The organism is Corynebacterium riegelii (genome assembly GCF_001263755.1).
GTDB classification, from domain to species: Bacteria; Actinomycetota; Actinomycetes; order Mycobacteriales; family Mycobacteriaceae; genus Corynebacterium; species Corynebacterium riegelii.
In genome coordinates this window covers 2,313,731-2,332,845 of the sequence record NZ_CP012342.1, presented here as the reverse complement: position 1 = coordinate 2,332,845, position 19,115 = coordinate 2,313,731, and the positions used below count along the sequence as shown (strand labels likewise).

The window sequence follows — 19,115 nt, the reverse complement described above, 5'->3', positions numbered from 1 at the left end:
TTACTCGTGCAAACCGCACTCAGTCTTCGCGGCAAACGCCCAGCGGCCAGCACGCGGATCCTCACCCTCAGCTACCGGCATCGTGCAGGTGGCACAGCCAATCGACGGATACCCCTGGCGCGTCAGCGGGTGAATAATCAGATCGTTGTCCTGCTCAAACGCCTCGGTTTCTTCCAGCGTCCACGTCACCAGCGGGGAAATCTTCAACCTGCCCGTAGCATCCAGGCTTAGGGCGGGGGCTTCGGCCCGCGTCGGACCGTCCGCACGCCTCAAGCCCGTAATCCAACCCACGTACGGGCTCATGTGCACCGCAAGCGGCTCCACCTTGCGCATCCGGCAGCACGCGCCCGGGTTGCGCAGGTACAGGTTCGGGCCGTACACCTCGTCCTGCTCCGCGCGGCTTAGCTGCGCTTTCGCGCGCACCAGGCGGTGCTGCGGGTAGCTGTGCTCCACCGCATCGGCCACCTCAAGCGTTTCCGGGAAGTGGTACTCCGTGTCCAAGAACAGGAAGTCCGCGCCCGGCAGGTAGCGCTTCGCAAGCTCCGCCAGCACCGTGTTTTCCATCGACAGCGTCACCGCCAGCGGGCCCGGCGCGTGTTCGTGGGCCCAGGCGAGGATTTCTTGCGCGGAGGCGCTAAAAAGCAGCGTGCCAAAACGCTCAACCAGCTCGGCGTTGCGCTTAGCAATGTCCGGGTCCAGCGGCTCGGTTGTTTTCGGGCCTTCGGGGCTGACTTCCGGATCGCGGAAGCTGGCCGTATTCAGGTGCAGCATATTATTCATCTCGTTTTCCATCCCCGTCAGTATTCCCGCTCCCGGCCAGCACCGCAGTGTGACCACGCCTGACTAGTGATTCCTGCAAGGCCTCGGGGGTAGAGCGCGCAGGCGCAGGCGGCGTATCGGGCGCGTCTTGGCCGTGGAACTTCACTTCAAACACGCGCAGGCACTCGTTACACTTCCAGGCGAAATCCGTCTCCTCGTTCGGCTCCAGCTCCTCGCCGCCGCAGTACGGGCAGTACGTGGGGAAGTTTCGGTTGGGGTTTGGCGCGCGGCGCATTACTTCAGATCCTCCTCATCAGCGCGCTGCACCCAGGTGCGGAACGTCTCAGCAGGCTCACGCTTGTCTAGGTAGTTGCCCACAACGCGGGTGACGTAGTCCGTCAGCTCGCTGGAAAGCACCTTGTGTCCGCGCAGCTTGCGGCCAAAGTTCGCGCCCTCACCGATCGTGCCGCCCAGGTGTACCTGGAAGCCCTCGACCTTCTCGCCGTGGCCGTTGTCCACCATCTGGCCTTTAAGACCAATGTCGGAGACCTGGTGGCGCGCGCACGCGTTCGGGCAGCCGTTGAGCGAAATGCTGATCGGAGAATCCAAATCCCCGAAGCGCTCCTCCAGCTCATCGGCCAGCTCAATCGCCCGGGACTTCGTGGTCACGTGCGCCAGCTTGCAAAACTCCAGGCCAGTACATGAAATCAGGCCGCGTCTAAACTCGCTCGGTTCACTGGAAAGCCCCAACGCTTCCAATTCGAGCTTTAGCTTGTCGACGTCCCCGCGATCCACACCCAACAACAACAGCTCCTTAAACGGAGTAAATCGCAACTGGGTCACGCCGTATTTTTCAGCCGTGTCGGCCACGGCAATGAGCTGTTCACCGGACATGTGGCCAAGCGTTGGCTTCACGCCGATGTAGACGTTGCCGTCCTTTTGTTCGTGGACGCCGATGTGGTCACGGTCAACGAGGTTGTTGGGCGCGTGTGGGCCGTCCGCAAGCGTATAGCCCAAGTAATCCTCTTCGAGGACCTGGCGGAACTTCTCCACGCCCCACTTCTGCACTAAGAACTTCAGGCGCGCGCGGTTGCGCAGGCGGCGGTAGCCGTAATCACGGAAGATGCGCACCACGTTCGCCCATACCTCCGGCACCTGCTCAAGGGTGATAAACGCGCCAAGGGACTGCGCCAGCATCGGATTGGTGGACAAGCCACCGCCGACGTAGCACTCGAAGCCGGGGCCGAGTTCCGGGTGCTCGACGCCGATAAACGCGAGATCGTTGATCTCGTGCACCACGTCCTGGCGCGCGTTGCCGGAGATCGCGGACTTGAACTTGCGCGGCAGGTTCTGAAACTCCGGGTCTGTATAGATCTGCTGGATCTTCTGGATGGCCGGGGTGGCATCAATAATCTCGTCCTTGGCAATGCCGGCTACTGGCGAGCCCAACACCACACGCGGTACATCCCCGCAGGCATCCCACGTGTTCAGGCCGTTGGCTTCGAGCTTCTCCCAGATCGCCGGGACGTCCTCAATCCGCACCCAGTGGAACTGGATGTTCTGCCTATCCGTCAGGTCCACCGTGGAGCGGGCGTAATCGCGCGAGAGCTCCCCTACCGCGCGGGCTTGCGCGGTGGAGCAGATGCCGCCGTCGAAGCGAATGCGCATCATGAAAAACTTGTCTTCCAGCACCTGGTTGTCCTCGCCGGTGAACTCTCCGCCCAGGTTCTGCTTGCGCTGCGTGTACAAGCCCAGCCACTTGAAGCGCGGGTAGAGATCCTCACGGTCAATGGAGTCGAATCCGCCCTTGGCGTAGGTGTCAATCACGCGCTGCTTAACGTCCCAGATTTCAGACGCCTGCTTGATGGCTTCGTCGGTGTTGAGGGGCGTGTGGCCGTCGATAAGCCACTGGCCCTCCGGTTTTGGGGTGCGGGCTTTCGTAGCTGGCTTGGTGACTGCTGGTGCGCTCATGGCCACTTCCTAACTAGACCGATCGGTTTACTAAATGCGGTTTATTTGCGTTGTTTCGATAGCTAACCGTACCGGTATGTCTATTGCAATATCGTTGCTGAGAAAGTGGGTTTAGGTGGGGCTTTAATAGTGAATGTTATTCTTTGATAGCGCCGTGCGAGATGGTTGAGTGGTGGAGTGTCAAAATTGCGCCGATTAGCAGACCGATTTGTCTATCGGCTATATTGGCAAGGATACATGTAACGAAAGGACACAACTCATGACCCTGCGCGTGGCCGTAGTCGGCGCCGGACCAGCCGGCATCTACGCATCCGACCTGTTGATCAACAACAAAGAGCTGGACATTCACGTCGACCTCTTCGAGCAGATGCCAGCGCCATTCGGCCTCATCCGCTACGGCGTGGCACCCGACCACCCGCGCATCAAAGGCATTGTGAAGTCCCTGCACAACGTGCTGGACAAAGACAACCTGCGCCTCATCGCCAACGTCACCGTGGGCCGCGACATCACCGTCGAAGAACTGACCGACTACTACCACGCAGTGGTGTTCTCCACGGGTGCCGTGCGCGACCGCGAGCTGCTCATCCCGGGCGGCGACAAGTCCATCGGCGCCGGCGAGTTCGTTGGCTTCTACGACGGCAACCCGCGCTTCGAGCGCTCCTGGGACTTAAGCGCCGAGGAAGTTGCCGTTATCGGCGTTGGCAACGTGGCGCTGGACATCTCCCGCGTGCTGGCCAAGACCGCCGATGAGCTGGCGGTTACGGAGATCCCGGACAACGTCTACGAGTCCCTCAAGCAGAACAAGGCGAAGACGGTCCACATGTTCGGCCGCCGCGGCCCCGCCCAGGCAAAGTTCACGCCGAAGGAGCTGCGCGAGCTGGATGAGTCCCCGACCATCCAGGTGCTGGTGGACCCGGAGGATATTGACTACGACCAGCTCTCTGAGGAAGTCCGCCGCGCCGACAAGTCCGTCGACCTGGTCTGCTCCGTCCTGGAGTCCTACGCCATGCGCGAGCCGGACGACAGCCCGCATAAGATCCACATCCACTTCTTCGAGGAGCCGGTTGAGGTTCTTCTTGACGACGCCGGCGTGATCACCGGCATCCGCACCGAACGCCAGGAACTCGACGGCCAGGGCGGCATCACCGGCACCGGCAAGTTCACCGACTGGCCAGTGCAGCAGGTCTACCACGCCGTTGGCTACCGCTCCGAGCCAGTTGAGGGTGTCCCGTTCGACCTTGAGCGCCACGTCATTCCTAACGACGGCGGCCACGTCCTCACCGAAGCCGACGGCGAGATCGTGCCGAAGCTCTACACCACCGGCTGGATCAAGCGCGGGCCTGTCGGCCTGATTGGCAACACCAAGTCCGACGCCAAGGAAACCACCGACATGCTGGTCGCCGACGGTGTAGCTGGCAACCTTGCCACCCCGACCAACGATAGCGCCGACGCCATCCTCGACCTCCTGCGTTCCCGCGGCGTGGACTACGCCACCTGGGAAGGCTGGTACAAGCTTGACGAGGCCGAGCGTGCCCTCGGTGCCGCCGACACCACCTTCCCGCGCGAGCGCAAGAAGATCGTGGAGTGGGAAGAGATGCTCGGCCACTCCCGCGCCGGCGAATAACCGGCGCTCGGGGGTCTGGGGTTGGTCTGAGGTTGGCCTTTAGAGGCTAGCGCCTATCGCTAGCGCCGGGTCAAGATCGCCACTGCGCGACGATGCAAGAAGATCTTGGTCCGGCCCGCGTCCAACTCCTCTAGTACCCCAACCTGGGCGAGTTTGCTCAACCATGTCGATGCTGTCTGGCGATGGGCCAACCCAGCATCAACCACGTCCGCAATCCGAATGTAGGGCTTTTGAAACAGCAACTCACTCAGTTCGTGTGCGGGTGACACGCCGGCGTCGCGAATCACCTGCTCCGTTCGCTGCTGTTCCTCCCGCAAATCATTAATCAACGCCCTGGCAGCGGCCGCCGAATGCTCCACCGCCGTAACCATGAAGACGATCCAATCTTCCCAGGCGTCATTCTCGGTAACAGCCGCAAGCAGCTCGTAGTAGCGCTCCTTGTTATCCACGATGTAGCCGGACATGTAGAGCACCGGAAGCGTCAACACGCCCGTCTGCAGCAAAAGCAGAATATTGAGAATCCTGCCGGTCCTGCCGTTGCCGTCATAGAACGGGTGGATCGCCTCAAACTGGTAATGGGTCAACGCCATCAGCACCAACGGATCCAATCCGTGTGGCGAGTAAATGTAGCGCTCCCAGGCGCTCAAATGGCGCTCAATAGCGTCTTTGCCCTCCGGCGGTGTATAGCGTCGGCGCTGTGTGAACGGGTCACCAATGTACGTACCCGGCGTTGAGCGAATAGCCGCTGGTTGGCCTTGCAGTTGCGAGCAAATCTCCATCGCCAGCTTCTCCGAAACCGGCTGATCATCAATCCGACTTGCACCATGTCGTAGCGCAACCGTGTAACGCAGCGCCTCCTTCGTCGCTGGACTTGGCGTTGGATCCACGCCCCACTCTGCGCGGAAGAGTTCATCGTTCGTCGTGACAATGTTCTCGATTTCCGTCGAAGCCTGCGCTTCCCGCAACGGGATCGTCGCCGTAATAATGTCCGGGTTTGGAATCAGCTCACACGCAGTGTTAAGCGCCGCCAGTTCCCTGGAGGCAGCAATAACCGCTTTGAGCACCCGTGCAGTCTCCGCCTCACCCGCTGGAGGGGGCGGCGGCAACTGGTTGTAGGGCACGTTCGGATCAAAGGACGCCATGACAGCAGCGTATGCGGATTCCTCATGACGTGTCGAATTTTCGCCCCTTTTTCGACATAACGCCTCCGACATGTCGAACCGCTCGACATACCGACGGGGACGTGTCGAAATTGCGGCCCGTTTTCGACATAACCGTATTGTTTTGAAGGTTGTCCAGCGTTCCTGTGAACCGGGGTGCGGATACCCCTTTAGGGCAGCCTCGGCATTTTTGTGAGTAGATGCTCGGTCAGAGCGTTGACTTTCCAAAACCCGAGCCTCTGACCGAGCATCTATTCACTAAAAGACAGAGCCTCCGCGATAGCAGGGTGTCGGGGCGCGCGCACTTAGTGGCTTTCTGCGCTGACAAATCCGACGAGGCAAAATCGGCGACCTGCACGTTCGCCGAAGCACTAAGGCCCCCGCTGCACGATTTGTCAGCGGGCGACCGCCGATCCTGACAAATCCGACGGTGCGAAATCAGCGACCTGCGGCTTTGCCCTGGCGCTAAGGGCGCGCTGCACGATTTGTCAGGGAGTCGCCAAGGCCGACCGCTGAGGCCGGAACCGGGCCCGCGCCAGAGGGGCAAATCACCGACCGTTTCGGCGTCCCAGGAATAACCGGTAGGTTCAAAAGGCTGAAACTCTAGAAAACCAACAACCACCAACAGAATCGAGGCCGCGGTGGATTTGATACGCCTGACCAGCAGGTTTGGCAAGCGCTACGCGTGGGCGATCGCCCTGGTGGTAGCGCTGCAGCTGCTGACAACGTTGGCAACACTGTCGTTGCCAGACCTCAACGCCAACGTCATTGACCGCGGCGTGGCCACCGGCGACGTGCCGTACATCTGGCGCACCGGCCGAACGATGCTGCTGGTGGCGTTCGCGCAAGTTCTGACAGCGATTGGGGCGGTGTGGTTTGCGTCGAAAGTAGCCATGCAGACGGGCCGCGACATCCGCAGCGCGGTGTTTTCCAAGGTCAGCGGCTTCAACGCGGAGGACATGTCGCACTTTGGCACGCCGACGCTGGTCACGCGCGCAACCAATGACGTGCAGCAGGTGCAGATGACGTTCCTGCTGTTTATGAACTTCATGGTGGCGGCGCCGATTATGGCGGTTGGCGGCATCTTCATGGCGCTGCGCCAAGACGCCGGCATGTCCTGGCTCGTGGTCACGGCGGTGCTTACGCTGACCGTGGTCGTTGCCATCATCGCGGCGGTGCTCATGCCCATGTTCAAGCAGATGCAGGCGAAGCTGGACAACATCAACGGCCTGCTCCGTGAGCAGATCGCGGGCATCCGGGTAGTCCGCGCGTTCGGCCGCGAAGAGCACGAGACGAAGCGTTTTACTGAGGCGAACCAGGACATCACCAAGCTGAGCCTGAACATTGGCCGCGTTTTTGTCACCATGTTCCCGGTGATCATGCTGATCCTGAACCTGGCTACCGCGGCCGTACTCTGGTTCGGTGGTCACCGGGTGGACAGCGGTCTGGTTGAAGTCGGTGCGTTGACTGCATTCATGCAGTATTTGATGCAGATTCTCATGGCAGTGATGATGGGCGTGTTCATGCTCATGATGTTGCCGCGCGCTCTCGTCTGTGCGACACGTGTACGTGAGGTTCTGGGCTATGAGGTGAGGGAGGGGGTGACGCAGGCGTCGGCAAGCAAGAAGGGCTCTGTCGAATTCCGAGATGTGTCGTATACCTACCCGGGTGCGGAGCTGCCGGTGCTGGAGGGCATAACTTTTACGGCGACCGCCGGCACGACTACCGCGATCATCGGCTCGACGGGTGCGGGTAAATCCACGCTTGTTGGGTTGATTCCGGGGTTGTACTCGCCTACTTCGGGGCTTTTGCTTATCGACGCCACCGTGGCCGCCACCCCGCAAAAACCCTGGTTGTTCTCGGGGACTGTGGCAACGAACCTGCGCATGGCTAACCCGGATGCGACTGATGCAGAGCTGTGGGAGGCGCTTCGCGTGGCGCAGGCGACGTTTGTGGAGGATCTGGATATGCCGATCTCCCAGGGCGGCACCAACGTTTCCGGTGGTCAACGGCAGCGTTTGTGCATTGCGCGGATGTTGGTGGCGGATGCGGACGTGCTGATTTTTGATGACTCTTTTAGCGCCCTCGACGCCAAGACGGAGGCGAACCTCAACGCGTCGCTTAGCAACATTGTTGCTGATAAGACGGTGATTGTTGTGGCGCAGAAGGTGGCCAGCATCAAGCACGCCGATCAGATTTTGGTGATGGAGGCCGGGCGCATTGTTGCGCGCGGTACGCATGAGGAGCTCTTGGCATCGAGCGAGACGTATCGCGAGATTGAGCGCAGCCAGGCGGAGGTCAACGCATGAGTGATCAAACCACTGAACACATGACGGACGACCAGCTCGCCGAGTACGAAGAGAAGATGGCCGGCGATGACTTCTCCAACAAGGCGCCGCGCAAGGCGAAGCATTTCTGGCCCTCGGCGAAGCGTCTCTTAGGCCTGCTTGCGCCGTTCAAGGCGGCCCTTATTGCGGTGTTTGTGATGAACGCTGCGTCAGTGTTGTTGGGGGTGTACGCCCCGCGGGTGATGGGCCAGGCCGTGGATGTGATTTTCACGGGTGCGATGTCGCACGGGGTTGATTTTGATCGTCTGCGCACGCTGATTTTGATCGTGCTGGGATTGTACGTGGGGGCGTCCATACTCATGTGGGCCCAGGGTGCGATCCTGAACCGGCTGACCATGCGGGCGGTGTTTGACCTGCGTGAGCGGGTGGAGGCGAAGATCAACCGCTTGCCGTTGCGCTACTTTGACACGCGCCAGCGTGGCGACGTGATGTCGCGCACCACCAATGACGTGGACAACGTGCAGCAAGCGCTGCAACAGTCCTTGTCTTCCCTGTTCAACGCGCTTTTGACGGTGGTGGGCATCCTGGTGATGATGTTCGCGATTTCCTGGCAGCTCGCGCTTGTAGCACTGCTGTCGCTGCCGCTAACGGGCCTGATCATGGCGGTTGTGGGCACGCGCTCGCAGAAGCAGTTCACCACACAGTGGAAGGCCACGGGTGATGTGAACGGGCACGTGGAGGAGTCTTTCTCCGGGCACGATGTGGCGTTGATTTTCGGCCGCACGGACCAGCTGCGCGAGGAGTTTGCCAAGCGCAACGAGGAGCTCGCAGGCGCCGCACAGAAGGCGCAGTTTTTGGCGAACTCGATGCACCCGATCATGCAGTTCGTCTCCTACCTGTCGTACGTGGCCATTGCGGTGTTGGGCGGGGTGAAGGTTGCTTCCGGGCGCATTTCGCTTGGCGACGCCACAGCGTTCATCCAATACTCCCGCCAATTCAACCAACCTTTGGGCGAGCTTGCGGGCATGATGCAGATGCTGCAGTCCGGTGTTGCTTCCGCGGAGCGCGTCTTTGAGCTGTTGGATGCTGAAGAAGAGCCTGATGACGCAGCCACCGAGCACCTGGACAGCCCGACCGGGCTGGTGGAGTTTAGAAACGTCTCCTTCTCCTATGACTCAGAGCCGTTGATCCAGGACTTGAACCTGCGCGTTGAGCCCGGCCAGACCGCTGCGATTGTCGGCCCGACCGGCGCGGGCAAGACCACGCTGGTGAATCTGATCATGCGCTTCTACGACGTGGACGAGGGTGCTATTTTGCTTGACGGCGTCAACGTCAACGATCTCTCCCGCGAAGAGTTGCGCGGCCACATCGGCATGGTGTTGCAGGACGCGGTGCTGTTTAAGGGCACGATCATGGAAAACATCCGTTACAGCCGCCTGGATGCCACTGATGAGGAGGTCATCGCGGCGGCGAAGGCAACGTACGTGGACCGTTTCGTGCACTCCCTGCCGGATGGGTATGACACGGTGGTGGACCAGGACGGCGGCTCGATCTCTGCGGGTGAGCGCCAGCTGATCACCATTGCGCGTGCGTTCTTGTCCCAGCCGACGCTGTTGATTCTGGACGAGGCGACCTCTTCCGTAGACACCCGCACCGAGGTTTTGGTGCAGCACGCGATGAACGCGTTGCGCTCTAACCGCACCAGTTTTGTCATCGCGCACCGCCTGTCCACGATTAGGGATGCGGATGTGATCATTGTCATGCGCGATGGAAAGATTGTGGAGCAGGGCTCGCACGCCGATCTCCTGCGCAAACGCGGTGCGTACTACGAGATGAACAAGGCGATGTAACCCGGTTCCGGCTCGGCTTTACATTGTTTGCCTAAAGTTCACTTTGATCTCACCTGCCGTTCGCTCGCACCATGTACCGTGTCCAGCGGAATTATGCGGTAGATGGTTTGAACCCGTTTGAACCCGTTTCAACACGGTCGAGAGCAGCGAGAAGCAGTAGGCATGAGCATCAAGGAAGCGAACATGAGGCGCCAATCCCCCTCCCCGGACAACGTCCGCGCAGTTGAGGATGACGCCGAGCACAAGGATCCCCTCGGTTTCCTCCCGTTTACGGGCACGGCAAAGCAGGTAGCTAACTGGGTTGCCGTGCTGTTGGGTGTGTGGATTCTGCTCAACGGCGTGGGCATGATTGGCGATGGCTTTAAGGGCATCGCCGGTGACCGCGCCCAGGAACTGTTCTCCTTTGCGGAGAACCCGTTCGTTGGCCTTGCCATTGGCATTGTTGCCACGGCGATTATTCAGTCTTCATCCACCACCACTTCCATTGTGGTGGGCATGATCGCGGGTGGCCTGCCGCTGAATATTGCGATCCCGATGCTGTTCGGTGCCAACGTGGGTACCTCGGTGACCTCCACCCTGGTCGCGCTTGGCCTGGCTGGCAACAAGAAGCAGTTCCAGCGTGGTTTCTCCATGGCCACGGTGCATGACTTCTTTAACCTGATCGCTATTTTGATCTTCTTCCCGCTGGAGATCTTCACCGGCTTCCTGGGCAAGACGGCAACCGCGATCTCGCCGTCGCTATCTGGCCAGGGTGATGGTGTTGTCTCCGGCATCTTTGAGGCGATCGGTGATTTCATTGACCTGATCACGGAACCCCTCGTTGGCCTGGCCGGCACGTTGGCCGCCCCGCTTGGAGACGTGTGGGGAGGCGTCGCCCTTGCCGTCGTGGGTATTGTGCTGATCCTGTTCTCCATCCAGTTCATCGGCAACATCCTGACTGCCCTGCTGGTTGGCAAGGCACAGGAGATCCTGTACGCCGCGCTGGGTAAGAACGCGTTCGTCGGTGTGCTTTCCGGCGCAACGATCACCACCTTGGTGCAGTCCTCCTCGACCACCACGGCGCTGACGGTGCCGCTGGCAGCGTCCGGCAAGTTTGAGGTTCGTACGCTGTTCCCGTTTGTGGTGGGCGCCAACATCGGCACCACGGTGACAGGCTTGATCGCGGCGTTCTCCGCGTCTGGTGCTGAGGCGGAAGCCGCGATGGCCGGCGCCTTGGTCCACACCTTGTTCAACACCTTTGCGGCGATCCTGATCTTGGGCATCCCGTTCATGCGTAAACTGCCGCCGCTGTGTTCTGACTGGTTGGCGGAGCTGGCTACCAAGAACAAGCTCTACGTCGTGGCTTGGATTGGCGGTATTTTCTTCATCCTTCCGATTCTTGCTGTTGTGATCTCTAACGCGCTGACTTAAAGACTTCACCTAAAGACTTCAAAGGACCTAACTCATGAACATCAGCAACCCAGAGGACAACGAAACCCCAGACCTGTCGCCGTTGGCGGATAACCTGATCCGCAACGCGGCGCCGGATGAGGCCCTGCACGCCCTGCTGCAGGAGCTTGAAGAAACCGCTGAGGAGCTTCGCTCCGAGCTTGAGGAGCGTCACGGTCGCAAGATCAACCCGAACGTTACCCCGGAGCAGGAAGAGGAGCTCGAGCACTTCCCGGAGTACTGGGCTAACTCGAAGGGCTCGTGGAGCAACCTGTTCAAGCTGTTGCGTGAGTTCCGTGATGAGATGGGGAAGGGCAAGAAGGATGCGTAAACCACTCGTGCTTACCGCACTGGCTGCCGTTGCCGCACTGACCGTGGGCTGTGCTTCCGGCGGGACAGACGCCGCAGGCGGTGAGCCAATCCGCATCACTGGTTCCTCTACCGTTGCACCGATCAGTGCGTACATGGCCAACCGTTACGGCTTTGATGTGGAGATTGACGCGGTTGGTTCCACCGACGGTTTCGCCACGTTCTGCGCTGGCGATGCTGACATCAATGACTCCTCCGTGCCTGTCCCGGCGGACATGCAGCAGCTGTGCGCTGACAACGGTGTGAACTTTGTTGAGCTGCCGATTGCGCTGGACGCCATCACGCTGGTCAAACACCGCGACAACGATTGGGCGCAGGACCTTACCCTTGAGCAGCTGCATGACATCTGGGCGAAGGATTCGGATGTAACCAAGTGGTCTGACATCGATCCGTCCTGGCCGGATGAGGAAATCGCGTTGTATGGGCGTCCGGAAGGATCCGGCACCTTGGGCATTTTCCAGCAGCTGGTGCTTGGCAACGATGAGATTCGTGATAATTACCAGGCCACCGATGACATCCAGGAGCTCTCGGGTTGGGTTGCTGAAGACGTCAATGCGTTGAGCTTCATGGGCATTGGCAATTACTTGGCTACGGAGGATCACACGCGCACCCACATCGATAATGTGCTGGTGGACGGCGTTGCGCCGTCGTTAGACGAAGCGCGTAGCGGCAACTACCCGCTGGCACGTCCGCTGTTCATCTACGTCAGCGAGGACGCCGCTCAGCGCGATGAGGTCGACGCGTTTGTGACCACGTACCTAGACAAGGTCGAGGCTGTGTTGCCGCGCGTGTACTTTTACCAGCTGCCGGAAGAGGAGTATGCCGCGTCCCAACAGCGTTACGCGGACCGCGTCACTGGTGCTGACCAGCGCTGGCAGTAAGGCACCTGCTGGGCCGCTAGGATAAAGGAATTGTGAGCACTCCCTACGGCAATATGAGGATCGGCGACGCTGAGCGTATGCACGCCATGGACACCCTTGGCCGCGCGCTTGGCGAGGGCCGGTTGACCATGGACGAGTTCGACCAGCGCTGCAACCAGGTTGCCAGCGCGCAGACGAACAATGATCTGCGCCCGATCTTGGCGGACCTGCCGTCTGCCCCGTTGAACGCACAGCCCGCAAACGCCTTGCAACCTGTGGAGTTTGGTGGCCAGGGTGCGGACAAGCTGTACTCGGCGCGCGAGATTGTGCTTGCGCGTAGGCAAGGTCAAAGGACCCGCGCGGGCGTGTTCTGGCTGGGCACGTTGGGCACGGTCGGTGCCAGTTTTGCCGCGAGCGCCTTAGCGGGGCCCATGTTGTCTAGCCTGCTGCTCTTGGTCATTCCAACGCTGTTTGTGTTGCTGTACGTGATGAAGGTTGGTCCGGACAATTGGTACCAGCCCACCATCCGTGAGCTGGAGAAGCAGCGCCGCCAGGTGGTGCGTGCGCGCCAGTTGGAGCTTGAGCAGTCCCAGGCCTATGAGTTGGCGCAGCGCAAGCTGGAGCGTAAGGCGCAGATTGACCGGTTGACGGGGGATGCGTTGAATATGGCGCAGCAAACGATGAATCGTTTCAAGCCGCGGAACTAGTATTGCCACATGGCGAAAAACGGCAGCGGTAAGAAGAGCGGTAAAAAGAAGGTGAAGAAGCAGTTGAAAAAGCACCGCCATTTTGATCAGGCGGAGAAGCTCAAGAACGTGTTCTATGACATCCGCGGCCCGGTGACGGCGACTGCGGAGCAGATGGAGCGTGACGGCCACACCATCTTGAAGCTGAATACCGGCAACCCGGCGATCTTCGGTTTTGAGGCGCCGGACGTGATCATGCGTGACATGATTGCCAATCTGCCAACGTCGCAGGGCTACACCACGTCTAAAGGCATCATCAGCGCACGTCGCGCCGTGGTGACCCGTTACGAGACGATTGAGGACTTCCCGGATTTTGACGTTGATGATGTCTACCTGGGCAATGGCGTCAGTGAGCTGATCAGCATGGTCACTCAGGCACTTCTTAACGACGGTGACGAGATCCTCATCCCCGCCCCCGACTACCCCCTTTGGACTGCGGCTTCGACGCTGGCCGGCGGCAAGGTGGTCCACTACCTGTGCGATGAGGAGGACAACTGGAACCCGTCGCTGGAGGACATCCGTTCAAAGATCACCCCGCGCACCAAGGCGATTGTGGTGATCAACCCGAATAACCCGACGGGTGCGGTGTACTCGCGTGAGATTCTTGAAGGCATTGCCAACATTGCTCGTGAGCATGAGCTGATGGTGCTTGCGGATGAGATTTATGACCGCGTGCTTTATGACGGTGCGAAGCACATCTCCATGGCCGAAGTCGCCCCCGACCTGGTGTGCGTGACGTTCAACGGCCTATCCAAGGCGTACCGCGTGTGTGGCTACCGTTCGGGTTGGATGATTATTACGGGTCCGCGTCGTCGAGCAGCGGGCTTCATCGAGGGCCTTGACCTGCTTTCCGGCACCCGTCTGTGTGCGAACGTGCCAGGCCAGCACGCGATCCAGGTGGCGCTTGGTGGCCGCCAGTCCATCTATGAGCTGACTGCAGATGGTGGGCGTTTGCACGAGCAGCGCGACGTTGCGGTGAAGAAGCTGCGCGAAATCCCCGGCATCTCCGTGGTGGAGCCGAAAGGTGCGCTGTACTGCTTCCCCAAGATCGACGCGGAGATGTACAACATCCACGACGATGAACGTTTCATGCTGGATCTGCTCAAGTCCGAGAAGATCCTCATGGTCCAGGGCACCGGGTTTAACTACCCCACCCCGGACCACTTCCGCGTGGTCACCCTGCCGTGGGCATCCCAGCTGGAAAACGCCATCGAGCGCCTGGGCAACTTCTTGGCGGACTACCACCAGCACTAGGCGCCTACCAGCCCCTACACCGGCCGGAACGTGTCCGGCGAGGCGGCCTTCCAGTCGGGGGTCCAGCCTGATTGGGGTCTTCAAGCATCTGGCCGGGCTGGTTTGGCCTTCCCGCTTCCGCCCTGCCGGTGTATGCTGCACTCATGATTTCGGTGCCAGTACCCAGAGAGACGTTCCGTAGAAACGCGAACGCTCTTCGCCGCGCAATGAACGAGGCAGCAATGGCATCATCGTCATCAGTCATACTTTCCCAAGATCAGGCCGCGACCATCCTGAATGTCTTGGAAAGTGCCGATCGAGAGTTTGATCGTCGAGATTCTGCCGCCCGAAAATTGGCTAACTTTTCTAATGAAATCGGCTTCACCGAGTAGGAGAGATTGGCCCTCTTTTGCGATCGTTTTCGCCGATGCAAACGTTCTATTTTCACGGGTTCTTAGGGATTACGTGCTATATAGCGCCCACTTCGGAGCGATTCAAGTTCACTGGAGCCAAATGGTTTTGGATGAAATGTCGCGCAATCTACGTAAGCGTATTAATGCGACTACTCAAGATACACGTCGGCTTGAAGCACTGATGAATGACTTCCTCCCTGAAGCTCTTGTTCAAGACGCGCGGTTTGATATCAAGCTTCCTGAAACAGTCTCGGTACATCCAAAAGATCGTCATGTTTTGCAAGCTGCGCTGTGTGTTAACGCCAACATAATTGTCACTGACAACCTAAAGGACTTCCCTGCGGATTGGATGCGAAAGCAAGGAATCCTGCTTGTAGACAGTGCCGCGCTCATCTCTATGCTCGTTATGCAATTTCCAACTCAATTCAAACAGGCTCACGAACTCTGCGTGGAACTAAGCGGCTCTCAGAGCGAAGCGAAAGTCCTCCAACAGCTGGAACGCGCGACCAACGCCAATGTTGTTAAACAAGTCCGAGACCTACTTCGCTCTGTCAGCTGACTCAGAATTACAACAGGCTCCCCTACACCGGACGGAACGTGTCCGGTGAGGCGGCCTTCCAGTCGGGTGCCCAGGATGACGGGGGATCTTCTAGCAGCTGGCCGGGGCGTAGCCACTCGTAGATGTTGGCGTAGGAGCGCGAATCCGTTGGCGACACGTTACGGCGCAGCATGTCAGGCGTCAGATCCGCCGGATCCGTCACACCCATGGACGCCATGAGACGCACCGCAGTATTCACGGTGGTGTGGTGGTAGTTGTACACCGCCTGGGCTTTGTCCTTGACCACAACGGCGCGGTTGCGGCGCGGGTCCTGGGTGGCAACGCCTGCCGGGCATTCGCCGGTGTGGCAGCGCTGCGCCTGGATGCAGCCAACCGCCATCATCATGGCGCGGGCGGAGTTGGTGTAGTCAGCGCCCTGGATCATGCGCATGACAATGTCTGAACCACCTGCGACCTTGCCGGAGGCGCCGATCTTGACTTGGTCACGAAGACCGGTGCCAACGAGGGCGTTATGCACCGTCATCAATCCGTGGGTCAGCGGCATGCCCATGTGGTCTTCAAAGTCGATGGGTGCTGCACCGGTGCCTCCCTCGGAGCCGTCCACAACAATGAAGTCAGGTGCCGTGCCAACCTCACGGATGGCCTTACAGATGGCCAGCACTTCCCTGCGGCTGGACACACACAGCTTGAAACCTGCTGGCTTGCCGCCGGAGAGCTCACGCATCTTAGCGATGAACTCGATCAACTCCACCGGCGTACTAAACACACGGTGACCTGCGGGGCTGATGCAGTCCTGGCCCATGGGCACGCCACGGATTTCAGAGACCTCTTTGGTGATCTTGTCCGCCGGCAGCACGCCACCGATACCCGGCTTCGCGCCCTGGCTGACTTTGAGTTCAACCATCTTGATCTGGTCATCGGCAGCGCGGTCGCGGAACTTCACCGGATCAAAGTCACCGTCTGGCGTGCGCGCACCGAAGTAGCCGGTACCCATCTGCCACACCAGGTCACCACCGAATTCCTTATGGTACGGCGACACACCGCCCTCACCCGTGTTGTGTGCAAAACCGCCCATGGCCGCGCCCTTGTTCAAGGAACGCACGGCGTTTTTGGACAGGGAGCCGAAGCTCATCGAGGACACATTCAGCATGGAAATGGAGTACGGCTTGGAGCAGTCCTTGCCGCCCACAAGGATGCGCGGCGGCTCATCCGGCATCTCAACAGGAGCCAACGTGTGCACCAGGTGCTCATGATTGGTGGCGTAGACGTCCTGCACCGTGCCAAACGAGGTTTCGCTTTGCTTGCCCTTCGCACGCTCATAGATAGCGTTGCGCTGGTCACGGTTGAACGGGCGGCCGTCCCAGTCACGCTCGATGAAGTATTGGCGCAGCTCCGGACCAATATCGGTGAGCATGTTGCGCATGTGCCCAAGGACGGGATAGTTGCGCAGGATCGGGTTTTTCGTCTGCGTCATGTCGTGGATGGCCACGCCACCCAACGCCGCCGCAACTGTGCCGAGGGCGACCTTGCCAAAGTTTCCGGACTTCTCTTTAGCCATGCGCCCCATCATGCCCTAACGGTGCCCACATAGTGGGACAAATCGCAGACCTATTTTTGGCCACCGCGCCCCAGTGCCTGGATCTCCCATCTGAGATTCAACCCAGATGTCAGATTCACATAGGCACTGCGCGGTCAAATAATGCAATCAAGGGCTCTAGGTCTTGCTGTTCGTTTGCAATACGACATGCGTCATCGTTTTCAGCCTTGGAAATGCGAAACCATTCAATTTCTCTCCCCGCAGCCCGAGCAATTCGCCCCCAAAACACCCGCTGTGTTCTACCGTTTCCCTCCCGGAAGGGATGCAGATAATTCAGGGCGTCATAGTGATACGCAAGACGGTGTACGAACTGTGTTCTTGACATCCCGTAGAGACAGGAGTCGTCTTGTAAAGCTTCGAAGCAATTCTGAGCAACTATAGGGAGCATTCGGTGCGGCGCGAAAGGTAATGCCATGCCAGTTGGCCTGCGAAGATCAACAGTACGAAGTTTTCCCGCCCATTCGTAAACGTCCCGAAAAAGATGCTGATGAATCAACTGAACTTCGCGCAGATCTCGGCTTTCTGGAATATCCTTGTCGGATAGTTGAAGTGCGCGAGCAAAGACAAGGTCTGCTTCCGCTTTATCTAATTCAGCCTGTTTGTCAGCCCCCACTAAGTTCTTCAGTATCCCAGTTGAGGGGTCAATGTACGGATCCAGATTGCCGCGGAACTCAGTGGAGCCCATATCTAGCTCGGGTCAGTTTCACAAGCTCATCTGCAGAGATCAAACCATCGACCCAGCGTTGCCCATCTGCACGAGTAGGAGCGCTCACAGTCAGGCCCTCCAACCGATTATTCACTACGGCTTCTTCAAACAGCTTTTGCCGACTCACAGTGTCCTTATCTTGAAAGAAGAACGGCGTTGCCATCTTGCCACCTTCCTGGGGTTCGCACGAGTTACTCCCACTATAGGCTGCGCCCCAGGGCTTGGATTTCCCATCCGGCTGCATGCCAGGCTTCCGCTGGCAGCACATTGCGGCCGTCGATGAGCTTTTGCTTATCGACGACCCCCGCAACCCACCCCGGCTCCATCTCCTTAAACTCCTGCCATTCTGTTGCAAGGATGACAAGTTCGGCGTTGCGTAGGGCGTCGTCAAGCGAAGAAGCGTAATCAAGCGTTGGGAAGACTTTGCGTGCGTTATCCATGGCCTGCGGGTCATAGACGCGCACACTTGCACCCGCGAGCGAGAGCTGGCCCGCAACGGCAAGCGCCGGCGAATCACGTACGTCATCCGAGTTCGGCTTAAACGCCGCACCCAGCACCGTGATGCGGGTACCGATCAGGGAACCGAGCATCTCGCGGGCGAGGTCCACCACGCGCTGGCGGCGGCGCATGTTGATCGCGTCCACCTCGCGCAAAAACGTCAGCGCCTGGTCCGCACCCAGCTCGCCCGCGCGAGCCATGAACGCACGAATGTCCTTGGGCAGGCAGCCACCACCGAAGCCGAGGCCGGCGCCGAGGAATTTGCGGCCGATGCGGTCGTCATGCCCAATGGCATCAGCCAGCTGTGTCACGTCCGCGCCGACGATCTCGCAGACCTCACTTACCGCGTTGATGAAGGAGATCTTGGTGGCCAAAAACGCATTGGCCGAGACCTTCACCAGCTCCGCCGTCTGCAGGTCAGTGACAATAAACGGCGTGTTGTGTGCAAGCGGGGTGGCATACACCTCGCGGGCAACCTGCACCGCTGAAGATTCCGTCTGAGAATTAGTAGCGTTGACGCCAAGCACAATGCGGTCCGGCTCAATGGTGTCTTTCACCGCGTAGCCTTCGCGCAAAAACTCTGGGTTCCAGGCGATCTCCACGCTGGCGTGACCGCCAGCGTCGGCGACGAGCTTGTCCGCGCGCTCCTGCAGTACCGCCGCGGTACCAACCGGCACGGTGGACTTACCAAAGATGATGTGGTGGCCCTGCAGTTTCGGCACCAGATCATCAATAACCGCCTCCACGTAGCGAGTATCCGCCGCGTACGAACCCCGCTGCTGCGGAGTACCCACACCGATGAAGTGGATGTTGGCGAAGGAGGCGGCGGTGGCGTAGTCCGTCGAAAAGCTAAGGCGACCTGCGTCAATGTTTCGCTCAAGCACCTCCGGCAAGCCGGGCTCATAAAACGGCACCGTGGAATTTTGCAGTGCCTCAATCTTGTGCTGATCAACGTCCACACCCAGCACCTCATGGCCAAGTTCCGCCATGCACGCCGCGTGCGTCGCCCCGAGATAGCCAGTACCGATCACCGTCATCCGCATAACTGGCAATT

The 19,115-nt window shown here is 59.5% G+C and carries 18 protein-coding genes; 10 read left to right on the top strand and 8 right to left on the bottom strand.

Translation table 11 applies throughout. The features are described from left to right. Genes AK829_RS11100 through AK829_RS11090 form a run of 3 tightly spaced genes read right to left on the bottom strand, consistent with a single transcriptional unit; the run spans window position 1 to window position 2,730 of the window. Complete coding sequence (locus AK829_RS11100; RefSeq protein ID WP_408606261.1) at window positions 1–780, bottom strand: phosphoadenylyl-sulfate reductase; 780 nt, start codon at window positions 778–780, stop codon at window positions 1–3. Beyond that, entirely contained in the window at window positions 773–1,054 is a 282-nt protein-coding gene (locus tag AK829_RS11095; RefSeq protein WP_052205914.1) for a hypothetical protein, read from the bottom strand. The genes AK829_RS11100 and AK829_RS11095 overlap by 8 nt, the downstream gene beginning before the upstream one ends. Next, window positions 1,054–2,730 (bottom strand): nitrite/sulfite reductase, encoded by a 1,677-nt coding sequence (locus tag AK829_RS11090; protein WP_052205912.1) that lies wholly within the window; start codon window positions 2,728–2,730, stop codon window positions 1,054–1,056. The genes AK829_RS11095 and AK829_RS11090 overlap by 1 nt, the downstream gene beginning before the upstream one ends. 259 nt (window positions 2,731–2,989) lie before the next feature. Between AK829_RS11090 and AK829_RS11085 the strand changes: the two genes are divergently transcribed. Next, window positions 2,990–4,354 carry an FAD-dependent oxidoreductase gene (locus tag AK829_RS11085; protein WP_052205910.1) on the top strand — a complete coding sequence of 455 codons (1,365 nt, stop codon included), beginning with the start codon at window positions 2,990–2,992 and terminating at the stop codon, window positions 4,352–4,354. Window positions 4,355–4,413: 59 nt separating this feature from the next. On the opposite strand, the gene AK829_RS11080 is transcribed toward AK829_RS11085, so the two are convergent. Beyond that, entirely contained in the window at window positions 4,414–5,496 is a 1,083-nt protein-coding gene (locus tag AK829_RS11080; RefSeq protein WP_052205908.1) for a Fic family protein, read from the bottom strand. 659 nt (window positions 5,497–6,155) lie between these two features. On the opposite strand from AK829_RS11080, the gene AK829_RS11075 reads away from it, so the two are divergent. The 9 genes from AK829_RS11075 (at window position 6,156) to AK829_RS12335 (ending at window position 15,260) form a co-directional block, all read left to right on the top strand. Next, complete coding sequence (locus tag AK829_RS11075; protein WP_052205906.1) at window positions 6,156–7,823, top strand: ABC transporter ATP-binding protein; 1,668 nt, start codon at window positions 6,156–6,158, stop codon at window positions 7,821–7,823. After that, on the top strand, window positions 7,820–9,652 hold the full coding sequence (locus AK829_RS11070) for an ABC transporter ATP-binding protein (RefSeq protein WP_052205904.1): 1,833 nt from the start codon (window positions 7,820–7,822) through the stop codon (window positions 9,650–9,652). Before AK829_RS11075 ends, AK829_RS11070 begins: the two co-directional genes overlap by 4 nt. A gap of 162 nt (window positions 9,653–9,814) precedes the next feature. Further along, a complete protein-coding gene (locus tag AK829_RS11065; protein ID WP_083278938.1) occupies window positions 9,815–11,062 on the top strand; it encodes a Na/Pi symporter in 1,248 nt (415 codons plus the stop codon). 34 nt (window positions 11,063–11,096) lie between these two features. Next, a complete protein-coding gene (locus tag AK829_RS12725; protein ID WP_052205901.1) occupies window positions 11,097–11,411 on the top strand; it encodes a hypothetical protein in 315 nt (104 codons plus the stop codon). After that, window positions 11,404–12,330: a substrate-binding domain-containing protein gene (locus tag AK829_RS11055; protein WP_198147769.1), complete on the top strand. Its 927-nt coding sequence runs from the start codon at window positions 11,404–11,406 to the stop codon at window positions 12,328–12,330. Before AK829_RS12725 ends, AK829_RS11055 begins: the two co-directional genes overlap by 8 nt. 32 nt (window positions 12,331–12,362) lie before the next feature. Then, window positions 12,363–13,016: a DUF1707 SHOCT-like domain-containing protein gene (locus AK829_RS11050; RefSeq protein WP_052205895.1), complete on the top strand. Its 654-nt coding sequence runs from the start codon at window positions 12,363–12,365 to the stop codon at window positions 13,014–13,016. A 9-nt stretch (window positions 13,017–13,025) separates the two neighbouring features. Then, window positions 13,026–14,309: a pyridoxal phosphate-dependent aminotransferase gene (locus AK829_RS11045; RefSeq protein ID WP_052205892.1), complete on the top strand. Its 1,284-nt coding sequence runs from the start codon at window positions 13,026–13,028 to the stop codon at window positions 14,307–14,309. Between the two features lie 143 nt (window positions 14,310–14,452). Beyond that, window positions 14,453–14,680 carry a hypothetical protein gene (locus tag AK829_RS12720; RefSeq protein WP_141738130.1) on the top strand — a complete coding sequence of 76 codons (228 nt, stop codon included), beginning with the start codon at window positions 14,453–14,455 and terminating at the stop codon, window positions 14,678–14,680. Further along, window positions 14,586–15,260 (top strand): PIN domain-containing protein, encoded by a 675-nt coding sequence (locus AK829_RS12335; protein WP_083439847.1) that lies wholly within the window; start codon window positions 14,586–14,588, stop codon window positions 15,258–15,260. Before AK829_RS12720 ends, AK829_RS12335 begins: the two co-directional genes overlap by 95 nt. Before the next feature lie 22 nt (window positions 15,261–15,282). Here the strand turns inward: AK829_RS12335 and AK829_RS11035 are convergent, their stop codons facing one another. The 4 genes from AK829_RS11035 to AK829_RS11020 form a co-directional block, all read right to left on the bottom strand. Next, window positions 15,283–16,818: an FMN-binding glutamate synthase family protein gene (locus AK829_RS11035; RefSeq protein WP_232305743.1), complete on the bottom strand. Its 1,536-nt coding sequence runs from the start codon at window positions 16,816–16,818 to the stop codon at window positions 15,283–15,285. A 115-nt stretch (window positions 16,819–16,933) separates the two neighbouring features. Continuing rightward, window positions 16,934–17,542: a Fic/DOC family protein gene (locus AK829_RS11030; protein ID WP_052205886.1), complete on the bottom strand. Its 609-nt coding sequence runs from the start codon at window positions 17,540–17,542 to the stop codon at window positions 16,934–16,936. After that, window positions 17,529–17,726 (bottom strand): antitoxin VbhA family protein, encoded by a 198-nt coding sequence (locus tag AK829_RS11025; RefSeq protein ID WP_052205884.1) that lies wholly within the window; start codon window positions 17,724–17,726, stop codon window positions 17,529–17,531. The genes AK829_RS11030 and AK829_RS11025 overlap by 14 nt, the downstream gene beginning before the upstream one ends. 37 nt (window positions 17,727–17,763) lie before the next feature. Beyond that, complete coding sequence (locus AK829_RS11020; protein WP_052205882.1) at window positions 17,764–19,104, bottom strand: UDP-glucose dehydrogenase family protein; 1,341 nt, start codon at window positions 19,102–19,104, stop codon at window positions 17,764–17,766. Window positions 19,105–19,115 lie beyond the last annotated feature (11 nt).

What these genes read in the sequence shown, in the direction of transcription:
- AK829_RS11100 (WP_408606261.1), bottom strand. Translation starts at nt 780, where the DNA reads ATGAATAATATGCTGCACCTGAATACGGCCAGCTTCCGCGATCCGGAA.
- AK829_RS11095 (WP_052205914.1), bottom strand. Translation starts at nt 1,054, where the DNA reads ATGCGCCGCGCGCCAAACCCCAACCGAAACTTCCCCACGTACTGCCCG.
- AK829_RS11090 (WP_052205912.1), bottom strand. Translation starts at nt 2,730, where the DNA reads ATGAGCGCACCAGCAGTCACCAAGCCAGCTACGAAAGCCCGCACCCCA.
- AK829_RS11085 (WP_052205910.1), top strand. Translation starts at nt 2,990, where the DNA reads ATGACCCTGCGCGTGGCCGTAGTCGGCGCCGGACCAGCCGGCATCTAC.
- AK829_RS11080 (WP_052205908.1), bottom strand. Translation starts at nt 5,496, where the DNA reads ATGGCGTCCTTTGATCCGAACGTGCCCTACAACCAGTTGCCGCCGCCC.
- AK829_RS11070 (WP_052205904.1), top strand. Translation starts at nt 7,820, where the DNA reads ATGAGTGATCAAACCACTGAACACATGACGGACGACCAGCTCGCCGAG.
- AK829_RS11065 (WP_083278938.1), top strand. Translation starts at nt 9,815, where the DNA reads ATGAGCATCAAGGAAGCGAACATGAGGCGCCAATCCCCCTCCCCGGAC.
- AK829_RS12725 (WP_052205901.1), top strand. Translation starts at nt 11,097, where the DNA reads ATGAACATCAGCAACCCAGAGGACAACGAAACCCCAGACCTGTCGCCG.
- AK829_RS11055 (WP_198147769.1), top strand. Translation starts at nt 11,404, where the DNA reads ATGCGTAAACCACTCGTGCTTACCGCACTGGCTGCCGTTGCCGCACTG.
- AK829_RS11045 (WP_052205892.1), top strand. Translation starts at nt 13,026, where the DNA reads ATGGCGAAAAACGGCAGCGGTAAGAAGAGCGGTAAAAAGAAGGTGAAG.
- AK829_RS12720 (WP_141738130.1), top strand. Translation starts at nt 14,453, where the DNA reads ATGATTTCGGTGCCAGTACCCAGAGAGACGTTCCGTAGAAACGCGAAC.
- AK829_RS12335 (WP_083439847.1), top strand. Translation starts at nt 14,586, where the DNA reads ATGTCTTGGAAAGTGCCGATCGAGAGTTTGATCGTCGAGATTCTGCCG.
- AK829_RS11035 (WP_232305743.1), bottom strand. Translation starts at nt 16,818, where the DNA reads ATGGCTAAAGAGAAGTCCGGAAACTTTGGCAAGGTCGCCCTCGGCACA.
- AK829_RS11030 (WP_052205886.1), bottom strand. Translation starts at nt 17,542, where the DNA reads ATGGGCTCCACTGAGTTCCGCGGCAATCTGGATCCGTACATTGACCCC.
- AK829_RS11025 (WP_052205884.1), bottom strand. Translation starts at nt 17,726, where the DNA reads ATGGCAACGCCGTTCTTCTTTCAAGATAAGGACACTGTGAGTCGGCAA.
- AK829_RS11020 (WP_052205882.1), bottom strand. Translation starts at nt 19,104, where the DNA reads ATGCGGATGACGGTGATCGGTACTGGCTATCTCGGGGCGACGCACGCG.